This is a genomic window from Allobosea sp. R86505 (assembly GCF_042466375.1).
Taxonomy (GTDB): Bacteria; Pseudomonadota; Alphaproteobacteria; order Rhizobiales; family Beijerinckiaceae; genus Allobosea.
This window is the reverse complement of the sequence record NZ_JAXHPY010000001.1, coordinates 4,779,286-4,796,470: the sequence shown is the minus strand read 5'-3', so window position 1 is coordinate 4,796,470 and position 17,185 is coordinate 4,779,286. Positions and strand designations below refer to the sequence as shown.

General features: G+C 68.6%; 15 protein-coding genes. 10 read left to right on the top strand and 5 right to left on the bottom strand.

The window, feature by feature from the left end; genetic code table 11:
• Positions 1–42 precede the first annotated feature (42 nt).
• Complete coding sequence (locus tag SJY11_RS23165) at positions 43–1,014, top strand: hydrogen peroxide-inducible genes activator (protein WP_376989067.1); 972 nt, start codon at positions 43–45, stop codon at positions 1,012–1,014.
• Here SJY11_RS23165 and SJY11_RS23160 read toward each other — a convergent pair.
• Genes SJY11_RS23160 through SJY11_RS23150 form a run of 3 tightly spaced genes read right to left on the bottom strand, consistent with a single transcriptional unit; the run spans position 1,011 to position 3,602 of the window.
• Complete coding sequence (locus tag SJY11_RS23160) at positions 1,011–2,024, bottom strand: transketolase family protein (protein ID WP_376989066.1); 1,014 nt, start codon at positions 2,022–2,024, stop codon at positions 1,011–1,013. The two genes, SJY11_RS23165 and SJY11_RS23160, sit on opposite strands and share 4 nt — an antisense overlap.
• Positions 2,021–2,857, bottom strand: coding sequence for a transketolase (locus tag SJY11_RS23155; protein ID WP_305692257.1), 837 nt, complete (start codon positions 2,855–2,857; stop codon positions 2,021–2,023). Before SJY11_RS23155 ends, SJY11_RS23160 begins: the two co-directional genes overlap by 4 nt.
• Entirely contained in the window at positions 2,850–3,602 is a 753-nt protein-coding gene (locus tag SJY11_RS23150) for an SDR family NAD(P)-dependent oxidoreductase (protein WP_326909149.1), read from the bottom strand. The genes SJY11_RS23155 and SJY11_RS23150 overlap by 8 nt, the downstream gene beginning before the upstream one ends.
• 214 nt (positions 3,603–3,816) lie before the next feature.
• On the opposite strand from SJY11_RS23150, the gene SJY11_RS23145 reads away from it, so the two are divergent.
• A complete protein-coding gene (locus SJY11_RS23145; protein WP_376989065.1) occupies positions 3,817–4,713 on the top strand; it encodes a LysR substrate-binding domain-containing protein in 897 nt (298 codons plus the stop codon).
• Positions 4,714–4,737: 24 nt separating this feature from the next.
• Here SJY11_RS23145 and SJY11_RS23140 read toward each other — a convergent pair whose 3' ends face one another.
• The gene (locus tag SJY11_RS23140; protein WP_376989064.1) at positions 4,738–5,631 is read right to left on the bottom strand and encodes a LysR family transcriptional regulator; all 894 of its coding nucleotides are present in this window, start codon (positions 5,629–5,631) and stop codon (positions 4,738–4,740) included.
• A gap of 111 nt (positions 5,632–5,742) precedes the next feature.
• On the opposite strand from SJY11_RS23140, the gene SJY11_RS23135 reads away from it, so the two are divergent.
• Together SJY11_RS23135 and SJY11_RS23130 are read left to right on the top strand one after the other, a co-directional pair.
• Positions 5,743–6,459, top strand: coding sequence for an SDR family oxidoreductase (locus SJY11_RS23135; protein WP_376989063.1), 717 nt, complete (start codon positions 5,743–5,745; stop codon positions 6,457–6,459).
• A 13-nt stretch (positions 6,460–6,472) separates the two neighbouring features.
• Positions 6,473–6,829: an Atu4866 domain-containing protein gene (locus SJY11_RS23130; protein WP_376989062.1), complete on the top strand. Its 357-nt coding sequence runs from the start codon at positions 6,473–6,475 to the stop codon at positions 6,827–6,829.
• Positions 6,830–6,850: 21 nt separating this feature from the next.
• Here SJY11_RS23130 and SJY11_RS23125 read toward each other — a convergent pair whose 3' ends face one another.
• Positions 6,851–7,732: a LysR substrate-binding domain-containing protein gene (locus tag SJY11_RS23125; RefSeq protein ID WP_376989061.1), complete on the bottom strand. Its 882-nt coding sequence runs from the start codon at positions 7,730–7,732 to the stop codon at positions 6,851–6,853.
• A 238-nt stretch (positions 7,733–7,970) separates the two neighbouring features.
• On the opposite strand from SJY11_RS23125, the gene SJY11_RS23120 reads away from it, so the two are divergent.
• The 6 genes from SJY11_RS23120 to SJY11_RS23095 all read left to right on the top strand — a co-directional run bounded on the left by SJY11_RS23120 (position 7,971) and on the right by SJY11_RS23095 (position 17,140).
• A complete protein-coding gene (locus tag SJY11_RS23120; RefSeq protein WP_376989060.1) occupies positions 7,971–8,765 on the top strand; it encodes an SDR family NAD(P)-dependent oxidoreductase in 795 nt (264 codons plus the stop codon).
• A 13-nt stretch (positions 8,766–8,778) separates the two neighbouring features.
• Positions 8,779–10,038 (top strand): ribulose-bisphosphate carboxylase large subunit family protein, encoded by a 1,260-nt coding sequence (locus tag SJY11_RS23115; protein WP_376989059.1) that lies wholly within the window; start codon positions 8,779–8,781, stop codon positions 10,036–10,038.
• A complete protein-coding gene (locus SJY11_RS23110) occupies positions 10,035–11,405 on the top strand; it encodes a four-carbon acid sugar kinase family protein (protein WP_376989058.1) in 1,371 nt (456 codons plus the stop codon). The genes SJY11_RS23115 and SJY11_RS23110 overlap by 4 nt, the downstream gene beginning before the upstream one ends.
• Entirely contained in the window at positions 11,402–11,536 is a 135-nt protein-coding gene (locus tag SJY11_RS23105; RefSeq protein WP_376989057.1) for a hypothetical protein, read from the top strand. Before SJY11_RS23110 ends, SJY11_RS23105 begins: the two co-directional genes overlap by 4 nt.
• Positions 11,537–11,753: 217 nt before the next feature.
• On the top strand, positions 11,754–14,435 hold the full coding sequence (locus tag SJY11_RS23100; RefSeq protein WP_376989056.1) for a methyl-accepting chemotaxis protein: 2,682 nt from the start codon (positions 11,754–11,756) through the stop codon (positions 14,433–14,435).
• Positions 14,436–14,680: 245 nt separating this feature from the next.
• On the top strand, positions 14,681–17,140 hold the full coding sequence (locus SJY11_RS23095; protein WP_376989055.1) for a methyl-accepting chemotaxis protein: 2,460 nt from the start codon (positions 14,681–14,683) through the stop codon (positions 17,138–17,140).
• The last annotated feature ends 45 nt before the right edge of the window (positions 17,141–17,185 follow it).

Sequence of the window (17,185 nt, the reverse complement as noted above, 5' to 3'; positions counted from 1 at the left end):
AAATTAATTTTGAATTTATAATTGGAGCGATGAGAAAAACCTATGGCGGCCTTGTCCATCAGGCATCTGCGCTATTTCGATGCCCTCGCTCGGCAGGGCCATTTCGGCCGTGCCGCCGAGCACTGCGCCATTTCGCAGCCGGCCCTGTCGCTGCAGATCAAGGATCTCGAGGACAGCCTCGGCGTCACCCTGGTCGAGCGCAGCGCCAAGCAGATCCGGCTGACGGCGCTGGGCGAGGAATTCGCCCTGCGCGGTCGCGACATCCTGCGCGCGATCGACGAACTCGCCGATCTCGCGCGAGCCTCGCGCGGGCCTCTGGCCGGGCGCCTGCGCATCGGTGTCATCCCCACGGTCGCGCCCTATCTCCTGCCGCGTTTCATCAAGGCGCTCGTCGGGCGCTACCCGGATGTCGAGTTGAGCCCGCGCGAGGCCCTGACCCGCATCCTGATCGAGGATCTCATCGGCGGCCGGCTCGACGCGGCGATCGTCGCGCTGCCGGCCTCCGAACCCTCGCTGGCCGAAACGCCGCTCTTCGAGGAAGAGTTCGTCCTCGTCCGCTCGCGCGACGAGGCGGCGCGGCCTGTGCCGAGCACGACGATGCTGCGCGAGATGCGGCTGCTGCTGCTGGAGGAGGGGCATTGTTTCCGCGAACAGGCGCTGGAGGTCTGCGCCTTCTCGCCCCAGGCCCCGCGGGCCCTGATGGAGGGCAGTTCGCTCTCGACGCTCGTGCAGATGGTCGGTGCCGGCATCGGCGTCACCCTGATCCCGGAAATGGCGGTGGCCGTCGAGATCCGCAGCGCCGCGGTATCCGTCGCCCGGCTCGGGGCACCGCGGCCGTCCCGCACCATCGGCATGGTCTGGCGCAAGACCAACCCGCTGGCGGCGCAGCTCGCCGAGATCGCCGCCATGGTCCGCGAGGCCGGGCTGGCCGCGATGCAGGATGCGGCCCGCGCCCTCGAAACGAGGCCAGGGACGGGCAGCGAAGCGCCTCATCCCGATGCGGCGCCGCTTTAGCCCAGCCAGCCCTTGACCGAGGCGCTGATCGCCTCGGCCGAGATGCCGTAGCGGTCATGCAGTGTCGGCAGGGCACCGGCCGCCATGAAGGCGTCGGGCAGGGCGATGTGGCGGAAGGTCGGATGGACGCCGGCCATCATCAGGTGGCGCGCCACGGCCTCGCCGAGCCCGCCGATCTCGGTGTGGTTCTCGGCGACGACGACGAGCCGCCCCGAGCGACGCGCCTCGGCCTCGATGGTGGCGACGTCGAGCGGCTTGATCGTCGGGCAGTGCAGCACCGCGACGCCGATCTTGTCGGCCTCCAGCAGCTTCGCGGCTTCCAACGCCCGCATCGTCAGGATGCCCGAGGCGATGACGAGGACCTCGCGCCCCTCGCGCAGGAGCTTCGCCTTGCCGAGCTCGAAGCGGTAGTCATAGGCATCGAGCACGAGCGGCACGTTGCCGCGCAGCAGCCGCATATAGGCCGGCCCCTTATGAGCCGCGATCGCGGCGGTCGCCTGCTCGGTGTCGAGCGCATCGCAGGGGTCGACCACGACCATGTTCGGCATCGCCCGGAACAGGGCGAGATCCTCCGCCGCCTGGTGGCTCGGCCCGTAGCCCGAGGTCAGGCCGGGCAGCGCGCAGACGATCTTCACGTCGCGATCTTCCTCGGCGATCGTCTGGTGAATGAAGTCATAGGCCCGCCGCGAGGCGAAGACGGCATAGGTCGTGGCAAACGGCGTGAAGCCCTCGCTCGCCAGCCCGGAGGCCGCGCCGAACAGGATCTGCTCCGCCATGCCCATCTGGTAGAAGCGGTCGGGATAGGCTTTCGCGAAGATGTGCAGGTCGGTGTATTTGCTCAGATCCGCCGTCATGCCGACGATGTCGGGGCGGCTCTCTGCCAGCGCGACGAGCGCATGGCCGAAGGGGGCGGGCTTCGTCGCCTGCCCCTCGGCGGCGATCGAGGCGATCATGGCCGAGGTCGTCAGGCGCGGCTTGCCCGGCGACGGTGGTGAGAAGACCGGCTTCATGGGTTCCTCCCGGCGTCCAGCGCCGCGAGGGCGAGCTGCCACTCATGGGCTTCGATGCGGATGAAGTGGCTCTTGTCACGCGTCTCGAGGAAGGGCACGCCCTTGCCCATCAGCGTGTCCGCCACGATCATGCGCGGCTGCGGGAGCGGATGCTGGCGCGCCCGGTCGAAGGCCTCGCGCACCGCCTCGATGTCGTTGCCGTCGACGCGCTGGGCATACCAGCCGAAGGCCTCGAGCTTCGGCACCAGCGGCTCGAAGCCCATCATCTGGGTCGAAGGCCCGTCGGCCTGCATGTTGTTGATGTCGACGATGGCGATCAGGTTGTCGAGCTTGTGGTGGGCGGCGGCCATGATCGCCTCCCAGACCGAGCCCTCGTCGAGCTCGCCATCCGAGAACAGGGTGTAGACGAAGCTGGGCGAGCCCTTCCGCTTGAGGCCGAGGCATTTGCCGACCGCGATCGACAGGCCGATGCCGAGCGACCCGCCGGACATCTCCATGCCCGGCGTGTACTGGGCCATGCCCGACATCGGCAGGCGGCTGTCGTCGGTGCCGTAGCTCTCCAGCTCCTCCTCGGGAATCACGCCCGCCTCGATCAGCGCCGCATAGAGCGCGATGGCGTAGTGGCCGTTCGAGAGCAGGAAGCGGTCCCGCCCCTCCCAGTCCGGATCCTCCGGCCGGTAGGTCATGGCATGGAAATAGGCGACCGAGAGAACGTCGGCGATGTCGAGCGCCTGGGCGATGTAGCCCTGGCCCTGCACCTCGCCCATCAGCACCGCGTTGCGGCGGATGCGATAGGCCCGGTCGGCCAGCGATGTATTCGGGCGGTCAGCCATGGATCAGCATGCCTCCGTTCACGTCGATCACGGCCCCCGTCACATAGGCCGACAGGTCGGAGGCCAGGAAGAGGTAGCAGCCGGCGACATCCGAGGCATCGCCGAGGCGACCGAGCGGAATGCCCTTGATGATGTCGGCCCGCATCGCGTCGGTCAGCTTGCCCTGCGTGATGTCGGTCTGGATCAGGCCGGGCGTGATGCAGTTGACGCGGATCCCGTCGGGTCCGAACTCCCGCGCCATCGCCTTGGCCAGGCCGAGGACGCCCGCCTTGGCGGCGGAATAATGCGGTCCGCCGAAGATGCCGCCGCCGCGCTGCGCCGAGACCGACGACATGCAGGCGATCGAACCTCGGCGACGGGCCTGCATGCTCGGCAGGAAGGCCTGGCTGAGGAACAGCACGCCCTTGGTGTTGATGTCGAGGATGCGGTTCCAGCTGCGCTCGTCGATCTCGAGCGTCTTCACCGGCTGGGTCACGCCCGCATTGTTGATGAGGATGTCGAGATGGCCGAAGGCGGCGAGGACGGTCGCGGCAGCAGCCTCGCAGGAGGCCTTGTCGGCGACATCGCAGGCGACCCCGAGATGCTCGGGGCCGAGTTCGGCCGCCGCGCTGTGCGCCGCCGCGGCATCGATGTCGAGAATGGCGACGCGCGCACCGTGGCGGGCGAAGAGCTTCGCGGTCGCGAGCCCGATGCCGCGCAGGCTGGCCGCACCCGAGATGGCGGCCGTCTTGCCCTCAAGGAGCATGCTGTTTCCTCCATTGAACCGCGCCCCTGGCGGAGCGTCTTCTTGGCATCAGAGAAGCAGCAGGCAGCCGGCATGGACAAACGGTCGTTTTTCAACCTAACGTGAATTGAATTCATCTGAAGGCGGCATTGCGTGCACGGATCACGTCGATTGGTGCCGGTGGCGTGAGTTGGCTGCAATCCTGACTTCCCGCTGGAAGCGAGATCAATCGTCCGTGCTGAACCAGATCTCCCTGTCGGCCCTTCGCGCCTTCGAGGCCGTGGCGCGGCGCGGCTCGCAGAAGGCCGCGGCGGACGAACTGCGGCTCTCGCCCAGCGCCGTCTCGCACGCGGTCAAGAACCTCGAACGGGCCATGGGCGTCCAGCTGATCGAACGCGACGGCCGCAATGTCCGGCTCACCGTCAATGGCGATCTCCTGATGCGCCATGTCTCGGCCGCCTTCGAGCATCTCGGCCGCGGCGTCGAGGCGGTGTCCGCCCGCTCGGGCCAGCGCGTCCTGCGCCTGCATGCGGCGCCTTCGATCGCGTCCGCCATTCTGGCGCCGCGGCTGTCGGATTTCCTCGGCCGGCACCCCGGCATCGAGGTCAGGCTCTCGGCCGGGACCGACTACACCCGCTTCACCACGGATGATTTCGATGCCGACGTGGTCTACGGCCCGGTCCATGCCGCCGGGGTGATCGCGGTGCCGCTCGGAAGCGAGACGGTGACGCCGCTCTGTTCGCCAGAGCTCGCCACAGCCATCGAGAGCCCGGCGGACCTGCTGCGCTGCAATCTGATCCTGAGCGACAACAAGCAGGTGCGCTGGCCGCACTGGTTCGAGGCCAACGGGCTGGCGCCGACGCTGCAGCACACGCTGCGCTTCGACCGCAGCTTCCTCGCGCTCGGCGTGGCGGCCGACGGCCTCGGCGTGGCGCTGGAATCGACGCTTCTCGCCCGCCGCGACCTCGCCAGTGGCCGGCTCGTGGCGCCGCTGCGCGGCCATACGGTCGATGTCGTCGATGTCGGCCATCACCTCGTCTACCCCCGCGAGACCCGGCAGGGTGGGCTGATCGGCCTCTTCTCCGCCTGGCTCGGCGACGAGATCGGCCGGCCCGGCAGCCTGCAGGTGTAGGGCCGCGGCTGTCGTGGAAGTGGCTCAGGCCGGGCCCTCCTTGAGATGGTCGATCAGGGCCCTGAGCTTCGGGGCCAGATGGCGGCGATTGGGATAGTACAGATAGAAGCCGGCAAAGGAAGGGCAGAAGGGCTGGAGGATCGGGATCAGGCGCCCCGCCTCGAACTCGGCCCGGAAGCTCTCCTCCATGCCGAAGGTGATGCCGGCGCCTGCCACCGCGAGCTTGATCATCAGCGCCATGTCGTTGGTCGTGATCTCCGGCGCGACATCGACAGCGAAGTCTCGCCCCTGCTCGGCGAATTCCCAGCGATAGGCTGCCATTCTCGGAGCCGGCCGCCAGCCGATGCAGCGATGCGCCGCGAGCTCGCGCGGATGGGCCGGGGCTCCGTGCGCGGCGAGATAGGCTGGCGAGCAGACCGCCGCCTGGCGTTGCGCGGGCGAAACCGCCACGGCGATCATGTCCTGCTCGATCACCTCCCCGAGCCGAACCCCCGCATCATAGCCTTCGGTGACGATGTCGAAGTCCTCGTCCGTCACGGTGATGTCGAGCTGGACGCCGGGATGGGCGGCGGCGAAGCGGGCGAGCAGCGGACCGGCGAGGAAGGATTCCGCTATCGATGAGACCGCGAGCCGCAACTGCCCCTGCGGCCGGCCGCGCAGGGTCCCGGTGTCGTCCAGGGCCGTACGGATCTCCGCGAGCGCCGGAGACAGCGAGAGGACGAGGCGCTCGCCGGCCTCGGTCAAGTTGACGCTCCGGGTCGTCCGCCGCACCAACGCGATGCCCAGGGTCGCTTCCAGCCGCGCGATGGTCTGGCTCACCGCCGAGCGCGAGACGCCGAGCCGGTCGGCGGCCCTGCGAAAGCTGCGTTCGTCCGCCACCAGCGCGAAGACCGCGAGCGCGTTGAGATCTGGTGCCATTGGTTAGATCTGCTTTCCAGTGAAGTAAGACGCGAGCGGCTTATCGCGACAGTGGCCCGAGCTTAGCTTTCTGCCAAGTCAACAGGGATTGTGCAGGAAGGGAGAGTCATCATGGCCATCGACAAGGTCGTCCTCGTCACCGGAGCCTCGAGCGGCATCGGCGCGGGCATCGCCCGTGAACTCGGCCACGCCGGCGCCACGCTCGCGCTGGGGGCCCGCCGCACCGACCGGCTCGAGGCGCTGGCCGTCGAAATCGGCGGAGCGACGCTGATCCGCCGGCTCGACGTCACCGATCGCGCCGATGTCGCCGCCTTCGCGCGGGCGGCCCGGGAGCGCTTCGGCCGGGTCGACGTGATCGTCAACAATGCCGGCGTCATGCCGCTCTCGCCCCTGGTCTCGCTCAAGCTCGACGAGTGGGACCGCATGATCGACGTCAACATCAGGGGCGTGCTCCACGGCATTGCCGCCGTCCTGCCCGAGATGACCGAGCGGGGCTCCGGGCACATCATCAACATTGCCTCGATCGGCGCGCTGGGAGTCGTCCCCACCGCCGCGGTCTATTGCGCGACCAAGCACGCGGTTCGCGCTATCTCCGAGGGCCTTCGTCAGGAGAACGACCGCATCCGCGTCACCTGCATCCATCCCGGGGTGGTCGAGAGCGAACTCGCCGACACCATCACCGATCCCGTCGCGGCCGAGGCCATGAGAGGCTATCGCGCCATGGCCCTGCAACCGGACGCGATTGCGCGGGCCGTGCGCTATGCGATCGAACAGCCCGAAGACGTCGACGTCAGCGAGATCGTCGTGCGTCCGACGCAGAGCCGTTGAGGGAGGGCGCGTCATGACCGACCTTCGAACCGCCGCGCTCATGCTGGCGCTCTCGACGACCCTGTCCGTGCCGGCCCTCGACGGGGTGGGCGCCTCGGCGCCCTGCCGCGCGGCCACGCAGCCGACGAGGGCGGGCGATCATCCCTATGTCGGCATGTGGGTGACGACCGATGGCCGCATCAGGCATGAATTGCTGCCGAACGGCCGCTACGACGAAGCCCGGGGAGCGCGCCGGAGTGCCTATCAGGGGCATTACGAGGTCGAGGGCACCTCTATCCGCTACTGGGACGACACCGGCTTCACCGCCGACGGCACCTTCGTCGACGACAACACGCTTCACCATGGCGGCATGGTGTTCCGGCGCGAATGAGGCCGCCGGCGAGAATCGCCTTCAGCTGCCCGGCGCGTGCATCGCCGCCTCGATCCAGCCGGCCAGCCGCTTCACGTCGGCGCGGCGGCGCAGATGCGGCGCGATCCAGAGATTGAGCTCGTGCGGCCCATCGACGAAGCCGAAGGGCGCGACGAGATGGCCGCGCGCGATCTCGCCCGCGACCAGGATTTCGGGCGCGATCGCGACGCCCAGCCCGCAGGCCGCCGCCTGGTTCTGCAGGTAGAAATGGTCGAAGCTGTCCTGCGGCTGCAGCGGCTCGCCGCGATAGCCGAACGCCTCCATCCATTCCCGCCAGGCATGGACCCGCGTCGCCGTGCCCAGCAGCCGCGCCCGCGCGAGGTCGGCGGGCGCGCTCAGACCCAGTCGTTGGGCATAGTCGGGATGGCAGACGGGGCCGACGCGCTCGCGCAGCAGCGGCCGGATGACCACCTCGTGGGGCGCCTTGAACATGGTCGAGCGGATCGCGAGGCTGATCTCGTCGCGCAGGAAGTCGACCTCGCCATAGTTGAGGTTGAGCCGGATCTCGACATCCGGGTTGGCGCGCTTGAACGCGCCGAGCCGGGGAATCAGCCAGTGCATGCTGATCGTGGCCGAGCAGGAGAGGGTGAGCGGCAGCGGCGCCAGTGCCGCCACGCCCTGCTGCATGCGCGCGAAGGCGTCTCCCAGCGTCGCGGCGAGACGCCCGCCCTGCTGGGTGGGCTCGACCGACTTCGGCAGGCGCTTCAGCAGCGGCACGCCGAACTCGGTCTCGAGGCTGCGGACATGCCGGCTGATCGCGCCATGGGTGACACCGAGTTCGGCCGCGGCGGCGGACATGCTGTTGAGCCGCGCCGTCGCTTCGAAGGCGCGCAGCGCGTTGAGGGGCAGGCGGAGCGATGCCATCGGGAGGGGGGCCTTCTGCTGTGAGAAAATCTTACAGCAGCCGGCGCCGATTTGGGATGTCGTTTTCGCTCGCCCCTGCCTAGCCTGTGCGCAACGATCAAGAACGAGCCGGGTCGGAGACGCGAGGCGTTGGGAGCCGTACGGCGCCCGGCTGAGACCGTCAGTCCGCCCGCAAAGAGGACACGTCCGCATGCCCAGGCCCGCCCCCCGGCGGCGCGGGCCGCGGTTGGAGGCGCGCATGGCTGGACGGCTTCAGGACAAGATCGCCATCGTCTTCGGCGCGGGCTCGGTCGGGCCCGGCTGGGGCAACGGCAAGGCGACGGCCGTCGTCTTCGCCCGTGAGGGCGCCCAGGTCGCCTGCGTCGACGTCAACCCCGCCGCGGCCGAAGAGACGGTCGCCATCATCACCGCCGAGGGCGGCCGCGCCAGCGCCCATGCCTGCGACGCCACGCGCTCCGACGAGGTCGCGGCGCTGGTCGCCGACATCATCGCCGCCCATGGCCGGATCGACGTGCTGCACAACAATGTCGGCTATGCCGGGATGGGCGGGCCGATCGAGCTCGACGAGGCCGACTGGCACCGCACGCTCGACCTCAACGTCACCACCTGCTTCCTCGCCGCCAAGCATGTGCTGCCGCATATGCTCGCCCGGAAGAAGGGGGCAATCGTCAACGTCTCCTCCGTCGCCGCGATCCGCTACACCGGCTATCCCTACAGCGCTTACTACGCGGCCAAGGCGGCGGTGAACAACTTCACCATGGGCTTGGCGCTGCAATATGCCCGCGACGGCATCCGCGTGAACGCGATCATGCCGGGCATGATGAACACGCCGCTGATCCACCAGCAGATCGCCGGGCAGTACGCCAGCACCGAAGAGATGATCGCGGCCCGCGACGCCGCCAGCCCGACGGGCAAGATGGGCACGGCCTGGGACATCGCCCATGCGGCGCTGTTCCTCGCCTCCGACGAGGCGGCCTACATCAACGGCGTGGCGCTGCCGGTCGATGGCGGCCTGACCTGCCGCGTGGCCTGAGAGGACGCGATCGATGCTGACCGATCGCTTCGAGGCCGACTATCTGCTGGAGACACCGCTCGACCCTGCCCGTGCTGCCGAGACCATGGCGGGCGAGCAGTCGAGCGGCACCTTCGTCGCCATTCCCGGGGAGACGCCGGAGCTGAAGGCGCGTGCCTCCGCACGGGTGGTGGCGCTCGACATCCTGGAGCGCGACGTGCCGGGCCGCTCGCTGCCCTCCAACGTCGCGCCCTCTCCCGGAGAGCGCGTCACCCGGGCGCGGGTGACCCTGTCCTGGCCGCTCGCGACGATTGGCCCCTCACTGCCCAACCTGCTCGCCACCGTCGCCGGCAACCTGTTCGAGCTGAAATGCGCCAGCGGTCTGCGGATCCTCGACATCCGCCTGCCCGCGGCCTTCGCCGAAGCCTATCCCGGGCCGTGCTTCGGTGTCGCCGGCACGCGGCGCCTCGCCGGTGTGGAGGGGCGCCCGCTGATCGGCACGATCATCAAGCCCAGCGTCGGGCTCGATCCGGCCGCCACCGCGGCGCTCGTCGACGAGCTCTGCGGTGCCGGAATCGACTTCATCAAGGACGACGAGCTGCAGTCCGACGGGCCGGCCTGTCCCTTCGACCAGCGCGTCGCCGCGGTGATGGCGGTGATCGAGCGCCATGCCGACCGCACCGGCCGCAAGCCGATGTTCGCCTTCAACCTCACCGGCGATCTCGACCAGATGCGCCGCCGCCACGACACGCTGCTCGCCCATGGCGCGACCTGCCTGATGGCGAGCCTGAACTCGGTCGGCCTCGTCGGGATGATCGAGCTCCGGCGCTTCGCGCAGCTGCCGATCCACGCGCACCGCAATGGCTGGGGCTATCTCTCGCGCCACCCGATGCTGGGCTGGTCCTATGTCGCCTGGCAGAAGCTCTGGCGCCTGGCGGGCGCCGATCACATGCATGTCAACGGCCTCTCCAACAAGTTCTCGGAGACCGACGAGAGCGTCATCGCCTCGGCGCGCGAATGCCTGACGCCGATGTTTGCCGACAAGCCCTGCACGGTCATGCCGGTGTTCTCGTCGGGCCAGACGGTGCGGCAGGCGCACGGCACCTATGCCGCGCTCGGCAGCACCGACCTGCTCATGACGGCGGGTGGCGGTGTGATGGCCCATCCCGACGGCGTTGCAGCGGGCGTGCGCTCGCTGCGCGAGGCCTGGGCCGCCGCCATCGCCGGCATTCCGCTCGCCGAGCACGCCCGCACCCATCCGGAACTCGGCCGGGCGCTGGAGATTGCGGCGTGAGCGCGCTGCGCCCCCTCCCGGCGGGGCCGCTCGTCGCCTTCTATGGCGATGATTTCACCGGCTCCTCCGCCTCCATGGAGGCGCTCGCCTTCGCCGGTCTGGAGACGGTGCTGTTCCTCGCCCCGCCGACGCCGGAGCGTCTGGCGGCCTTCCGGCATTGCCGCGGCATCGGCATCGCCGGCGTCGCGCGCTCGCGCAGCCCGGCCTGGATGGACGAGCATCTCCCGCCCATCTTCGCCGGGCTGAAGGCGCTCGGTGCGCCCATCCTCCACTACAAGGTCTGCTCCACCTTCGATTCCGCACCCCATATCGGCTCGATCGGCCGGGCGGCGGAGATCGGTGCGCGGCTCCTCGAGGGCTGGATTCCACTCGTCGTCGGCGAACCCGGCATGGGCCGCTTCCAGAGCTTCGGCCATCTCTTCGCGCTCGCCCATGGCCGCGGCTACCGTCTCGACCGGCATCCCGTCATGGCGCGCCACCCGGTGACGCCGATGGACGAGGCCGATCTCGGCCGCCATCTCGCCCGCCAGACCGACCTGCCGATCGGCCTCGTCGATTTCGTCGCGATGAAGCGCGGCGCGGGCGATGCCGCGCTCGACGCCGCGCTCGCGGAGGGCGCGGCCATCGTCTCGATCGACGTCATGGATGCGCAGACCCTGGAGGAGGCGGGCCGCCTGCTCTGGCAGCGCGGCGGACGGCCCTGTTTCACCATCGGCTCGCAGGGCGTCGAGGCGGCGCTCGTGGCGCATTGGCGCGCCGCGGGCCTGCTGCCTGCTGCTCCGACCCTGGCCACGCCGGGCGCGGTCGCGCAGATCGCCGTCGTCTCGGGCTCGGTCTCGCCCGTCACCGCCCGGCAGATCGCCACGGCGCAGGAGCGGGGCTTCGCGGCGATCCGCATCGCGGCCGAGCGCGCGGTCGAGCCCCGCGCCTGGGCGAGCGAGATCGAGACCGCGACCAGCCGCGCGCTGGCGGCGTTGGCAGAGGGCCAAAGCCCGCTCGTCTTCTCCGCCCAGGGGCCCGACGACCCCGCCGTGGCGCGGCTGCGCGAGGCGGTGGCTGTTGCAGGCCTCACGATCGAGGCGGTCAACGACCGGATCGGCGCGGCGCTCGGCACCATCCTCGATCGCGTGCTGCGCGAGGCCCGGCTGACGCGCGCGGTGATCTCGGGCGGCGACACTTCGAGCCATGCGGCAGCCCAGCTCGGCATCGACGCGCTGACCGCGATCGCACCGATCGCGCCCGGCTCGCCGCTCTGCCGCGCCCATGCGCCGGACCCGGAGCGGGACGGGCTCGAACTGGTGCTGAAGGGCGGCCAGGTCGGCGGCGACGGTGTCTTCGACGCCGTCCGCCGAGGCGGTGCCGGATGAGCGGGCCGGATGGAAGCGGACGCAAGCTCGCCGGCCCCAAGGCCGAGATGTTCCGCCTGATTCGCGAGGCGTCGGAGGGGTGGAACGGCACCGCGCCGGTGCGACCGTTCCCGGATCTGTCGCGGCTCTGAAGGGGTCCGGCGATAAGACTGGGTCGGTCGAGGATCGGGAATGAAATTAGATTAAAGTCGTACGACTTTAATCTAATTTCATTCCAAGCCATCGAGATCGCTCGCCTTTTTCGAAAATTCACCGGAAGCCCCGCGAATTCAAAGATTACCTTAGGTCATCGTTAACGCTCGGGGCCGATGGTTCGCCCAGCTGACGACACCTGTGGACCCCCCTCCCATGAAAATGCTGGCTACCCGGATCGCGTCCCTGACGGTGGGCGCGAAAATCGCCGTGATCATGGCGCTGATGATGCTGCCCGTCGGGCACCTGACGCTGCTGTTCGGGCAACAGGTCCGCAAGGATGTCGCGTTCTCGTCGCTCGAAGTCACCGGTGCTCGCCTGCTCGGCGACGTCTGGACGGCGCTCTCGGCCGGCACGGCGCCGAACACCGCTGCCGATCGCCTGTCGGGCGCGGCTCAACGGGTCAAGGCAAGGCAGGCCGAGGCCGACGCCCTGAAGGCCGGCGAGGCGTTGAGCACGTTCTCCCGGGCCCTGTCCGAGGAGAAGGACAAGGTGCGGATCGGGGATGCCGGGCAGGTGGCGATCCAGAAGATCGCCGACGGCTCGAACCTCACGCTCGATCCGGATGTCGATTCCTACTACGTCATGGACGTCGTCGCCGTCCGCCTGCCGGAGCTGATGGTCGCCCGGGCCGGGCTCGCCGCCGCCATGCAGCCGGTTCTCGTCGCGCAGGGCAAGGTCGCTCCGCGCCAGCACGATCTTCTCGTCCAGGCGGCGACCCGCTTCGACATCGCGCTTGCCGCCGTCCAGTCCTCGCTCGCCTCCGCCATCGCCGGCAACGCCGATGGCAGCCTCGGCGCCCGCCTGTCGGGGGTCCGCGGCGGCTTCGACAGCGCGAGCGCGCTCGTGGCGAAACAGGCTGCGGCCCTGCGCGAGGACTACGCGCTGGAGCGTGCACCATCGCTGCGCGCGCCCGATGCCGAGGCGGCGGCCATCGCCTTCGTTGCCGCGGCTGACGCTCTCTGGACGGCCGGTCAGGCCCAGCTGATCCGGCTCATCGACGCCCGCATCGACGGTTTCCAAAGCCACGCCTGGCGCGATCTCGCGATCGCCGCGGTGGCGGCGCTGATCGCCCTCGCCTTTGCACTGGCCTTCGTCCGGACGATCCGCAATCCGCTCGCCGATCTGGTTGCAACACTGCGCCGCCACGAGGCGAACGATTACGACACCCCCGTGCCCCATGCCGGGCTCAGCAACGAGATCGGCGCGATCGCCCGTGCGATCGACCAGGGCCGTCTCGAGGCCGGGCGCAGCGCCTTGACGGTCTCGGCGATGAACCAGTCGCCGACCATGCTGATGATCACCGATCCCGGCGAGAAGATCATCTTCATCAGCGCATCGCTGCTGCGGATGCTGAAGCAGCTGGAGCCGACCTTCCAGGCGGCCACGCCGGCCTTCCGCGTCGAGGCCATGATGGGCCAGCACATCGATTGCTACCGCAGCAACCCCAATCTGAAGCGCCAGCTCATCCTCGACAACGGCCAGGTCCGCAAGGTGCGCTACGATGTCGGATCCGAGGCGATCATGGTCGACATGGCCTATATCGCTGACGAAGGCGGCCGGATCATGGGCCACACCCTGATCTGGCGCAACGTCACGGCCGAGCTTCAGAGCGAGGCCGAGGTGGCGGCGGTCGTCGATGCCGCCCGCAGGGGCGACTTCTCGGCGCGGTTGTCGGTTGACGACAAGGATGGCTTCGTCCGCGACATCGCCATGGGCCTGAACCAGGTCTCGGCGGTGGTCGAGCAGTCGACGACCGAGTTCGCCCAGGCGATGCAGGCCATTGCCACCGCCGATCTGACGCGCCCGGTCTCGGGCGACTATCACGGCGTCTTTGCGACCCTGAAGACGGCGATCAACGAGACCGTCGACCGCCTGTCCTCGACCGTCCGCACCATCCAGCTGACCTCGGCCGATGTCGGTCTCGCCGCTCGCGAGATCAACATGGGTGCCGACGACCTGTCGAAGCGCACCGAGGATCAGGCCTCGAGCCTGGAGGAGACCGCGGCGACGACCGAGCAGCTTGCGGCCTCGGTCAAGGCCACCGCCCAGGCCTCGCGCCAGGCGGCGAGCGTCGCCAATGATGCGATGCAGGCGGCGCAGACCGGTGGCGCCATCGCCGGGAAGGCCGTCGACGCGATGTCGCGCATCGAGAGCGCCTCGACCAAGATCTCGGACATCATCCGGGTGATCGACGACATCGCCTTCCAGACTAATCTGCTGGCCCTCAACGCGGCCGTCGAGGCGGCCCGTGCGGGCGATGCCGGCAAGGGCTTCGCGGTCGTCGCGTCCGAAGTCCGGACGCTCGCCCAGCGGTCGAGCGAGGCGGCAAAGGACATCTCGGCGCTGATCTCTTCGTCGAACAGCGAGGTCGGCGAGGGCGTCAAGCTCGTCCGTCAGGCCGGCGAACAGCTCAGCCAGATCCTCGCCGCGTCCGAGAAGGTCGCGGCCACCATCGCGGAAATCTCAGCCGCCTCGGGCGAACAGGCCAGCGGCATCGACGAGATGAGCCAAGCGGTGGCGCATCTTGACGAGATGACCCAGCAGAACGCGGCGCTGTCGGAACAGAGCGCGGCGTCGGCCGGATCGCTCTCGGGCAAGATCGCCCAGCTCAACGACCTCGTCGCCGCCTTCAAGACCGGGCCCGACGACGGCCGGGCCGCGGCGGCGCCGGCGCCTGCCGGCGAGCCCGCCCGCTTGCGCCAGCTCGCGGAAGTCGCCTTCGCTCACAAGGCTCCGGCGCCCCGGATGGCGGCACCCGCACCGCGCCCGGCGCCGGCACCCGCCAGGAAGGTCGCCAACAGCCGCGCCGGTGATGCGGGCTGGGAAGAGTTCTGATGCCGTCAGGAGAGTGCTCCGCCGACCGACACGAGCCCTGCCGATCTGGGAGGGATCGGAACATCTCCCATAAACGCTGCAGTCTTTGCCTGGATTGCCAATGTCCGCACTCTCATGCGGCAGGGCGTAAATTGCTGCGACGGGACGGTAATTACTCGAGAAAATCGCGACGACGTTAATGAAGAATTGATCTGATTTGTATTTAGAGTGACCTAAGGTAACAGTTAAGAGGGGCTGGGATGTCGATGTTTCGACTTTTTCGGATTCGAGATATCAAGATCAACCTCAAGTTGGCGCTCGTCGTCGCCATTCCCCTCCTCGCCATCATGGCGCTTGTCATCAGCAACAGTGTGATATTGTGGGTGAAGGCAAAGGAAGCGCGTGAGATCGCGATGGTCGCACGCCAGTTGCCCAGGGCTGGTCAGGTCGTCCATGAGTTGCAGAAGGAGCGTGGATCGTCCGCCCTGTTCATCGGGGCGAAAGGTCAGAACTTCGCGCCCGAGTTGATCTCCCAGCGTCAGCAAACCGACACGGCGCTCGCGGCATTCGACAACATCTTCCGGTCTGTGGCTGCCGTCGAACTCGCGGGCCCGATGCTAGCGCAGCGTCCAGCGATCGAAAGCGCTCTGGGGGAACTGCGTGCGACGCGCCAACAAGTCGATGCGCTATCCATTCCCGTGGCCGAAGCGGCAGGGCGATACTCCACCGCCATCAGTCGGATCCTGATGCTGATCAGCAGCGTCCAGGATGTGGCGTCTAACCCCGCGCTCAAGGGAGATGCACGCGCTTATGCGATGATCATGGAAGGAAAGGAGCGCGCTGGACAGGAGCGGGCTTTGGGCTCAAACGCTTTCGCCGCGGGCCGATTCGAGGCCGCGCTGTTTCGAAACTTCGTTGGGCTGGGAGCGGCGCAAAGCCAGTTTTTCGAACAGTTCCGCTCCGCCGGAAACTCGGCTTCCATCGCGCTGCTCGACGCTGCCTTGGCCGCGCCTGCCTCGCAGGAGGTCGATTCCATGCGCCGCGCCGCCTATGCGGCGCCGTTCGGCGGCGACATTTCGAAGATCGCTGCGCCCGATTGGTTTCGCAAAACAACCGACCGCATCAACCTGCTGAAGGCCGTCGAGGACAAAGCGTCGGCGACCCTAGTGGAAACCGCGACGCGCGTGGCGGGCGATGCGTCTGGCAAACTGCTGATTTCGGGGGCTCTGGCCGCAGGTGTTTTGCTCACTTCGCTCATCAGCGCTGTCCTAATGGGTCGCAGTATCACCCGGCCGATCGGTCAGGTCATCGCGGATATGGATGCTCTCGCTCGCGGCGTGCACGATGTGAACATCACCCACGCGGACCAGAAGGACGAGATCGGAGCGATAGCCGTCGCGCTCAAGGTCTTCCAGGCCAATATTCAGCGCATTCGCGGACTCGAAGAGCTGGAGGAGGCCGCTGCGGTGCGCCTTGCGCGGGCGCAGTCGATGGAGGCGGTGGTGTCGGATGTCGGCAAGGTCGTGGCGGCCGCGGCTGCAGGCGACTTCTCGGCGCGTGTGCGCACCGACCAGGCCGATGAGCAGCTGAAGAAGCTTGTCGATGGCATCAACGAGATCAATGAGGTTGTCGAGCAGTCGACGACCGAGTTCGCCCAGGCGATGCAGGCCATTGCTGCCGCCGATCTGACGCGCCCGGTCTCGGGCGATTATCACGGCGTCTTCGCGACCCTGAAGGGCGCGATCAACGAGACGGTTGATCGGCTGTCTTCGACGGTGAAGACGATCCAGCTGACCTCTGCCGATGTCGGGCTCGCCGCCCGCGAGATCAACATGGGCGCCGACGACCTGTCCAAGCGCACCGAGGATCAGGCCTCGTCGCTCGAAGAGACGGCGGCGACGACCGAAGAGCTCGCCGCCTCGGTGAAGGCCTCGGCCCAGGCCTCGCGCGACGCCGCCGCGATCGCCGACGAGGCGATGAGGGCGGCGCAGACCGGCGGCGCCATCGCCGGCCAGGCGGTCGACGCCATGGCGCGCATCGAGAGCGCCTCGACCAAGATCTCCGACATCATCCGGGTGATCGACGACATCGCCTTCCAGACCAATCTGCTCGCGCTCAATGCGGCGGTGGAAGCAGCGCGCGCCGGCGATGCCGGCAAGGGCTTCGCGGTCGTGGCCTCCGAGGTGCGCACGCTGGCGCAGCGCTCCAGCGAGGCGGCCAAGGACATCTCGGCGCTGATCTCGTCATCGAACTCCGAGGTCGGCGAGGGCGTCAAGCTGGTGCGCCAGGCCGGAGAGGCGCTGGAGCAGATCCTGACCGCGTCGAAGAAGGTCGCGGCGACGATCGCGGACATCTCCGCTGCATCCGGAGAGCAGGCCAACGGCATCGACGAGATGAGCCAGGCGGTGGCGCATCTCGACGAGATGACGCAGCAGAACGCGGCACTCTCCGAGCAGAGCGCAGCCTCGGCCGGCTCGCTCTCGGACAAGATCGCCCAGCTCAACGACCTCGTCGCCGCCTTCAAGACCGGGCCGGACTCCGGCCGCGCCGTGGATGTGCCGATCCCTGCGAGCGAGCCCACCCGCCTGCGCCAGCTCGCCGAAGCTGCCTTCACCCAGACCAGGGCATCGGCACCCCGCAGCGCCGTCGCCCCGGCACCCCGGCCAGCCCCCGTCAAGAAGGCCGCCAACAGCCGCGCCGGCGATGCAGGCTGGGCGGAGTTCTGAGAGGCCACTCCATAGGCAAGCACATCATCAAGGCCCTGCCTAAAC

Excerpts from the sequence above, each read along its gene's own strand:
- SJY11_RS23165 (WP_376989067.1), top strand. The coding sequence starts at position 43 with ATGGCGGCCTTGTCCATCAGGCATCTGCGCTATTTCGATGCCCTCGCT.
- SJY11_RS23160 (WP_376989066.1), bottom strand. The coding sequence starts at position 2,024 with ATGAAGCCGGTCTTCTCACCACCGTCGCCGGGCAAGCCGCGCCTGACG.
- SJY11_RS23155 (WP_305692257.1), bottom strand. The coding sequence starts at position 2,857 with ATGGCTGACCGCCCGAATACATCGCTGGCCGACCGGGCCTATCGCATC.
- SJY11_RS23150 (WP_326909149.1), bottom strand. The coding sequence starts at position 3,602 with ATGCTCCTTGAGGGCAAGACGGCCGCCATCTCGGGTGCGGCCAGCCTG.
- SJY11_RS23140 (WP_376989064.1), bottom strand. The coding sequence starts at position 5,631 with ATGGCACCAGATCTCAACGCGCTCGCGGTCTTCGCGCTGGTGGCGGAC.
- SJY11_RS23135 (WP_376989063.1), top strand. The coding sequence starts at position 5,743 with ATGGCCATCGACAAGGTCGTCCTCGTCACCGGAGCCTCGAGCGGCATC.
- SJY11_RS23130 (WP_376989062.1), top strand. The coding sequence starts at position 6,473 with ATGACCGACCTTCGAACCGCCGCGCTCATGCTGGCGCTCTCGACGACC.
- SJY11_RS23125 (WP_376989061.1), bottom strand. The coding sequence starts at position 7,732 with ATGGCATCGCTCCGCCTGCCCCTCAACGCGCTGCGCGCCTTCGAAGCG.
- SJY11_RS23120 (WP_376989060.1), top strand. The coding sequence starts at position 7,971 with ATGGCTGGACGGCTTCAGGACAAGATCGCCATCGTCTTCGGCGCGGGC.
- SJY11_RS23115 (WP_376989059.1), top strand. The coding sequence starts at position 8,779 with ATGCTGACCGATCGCTTCGAGGCCGACTATCTGCTGGAGACACCGCTC.
- SJY11_RS23105 (WP_376989057.1), top strand. The coding sequence starts at position 11,402 with ATGAGCGGGCCGGATGGAAGCGGACGCAAGCTCGCCGGCCCCAAGGCC.
- SJY11_RS23100 (WP_376989056.1), top strand. The coding sequence starts at position 11,754 with ATGAAAATGCTGGCTACCCGGATCGCGTCCCTGACGGTGGGCGCGAAA.
- SJY11_RS23095 (WP_376989055.1), top strand. The coding sequence starts at position 14,681 with ATGTTTCGACTTTTTCGGATTCGAGATATCAAGATCAACCTCAAGTTG.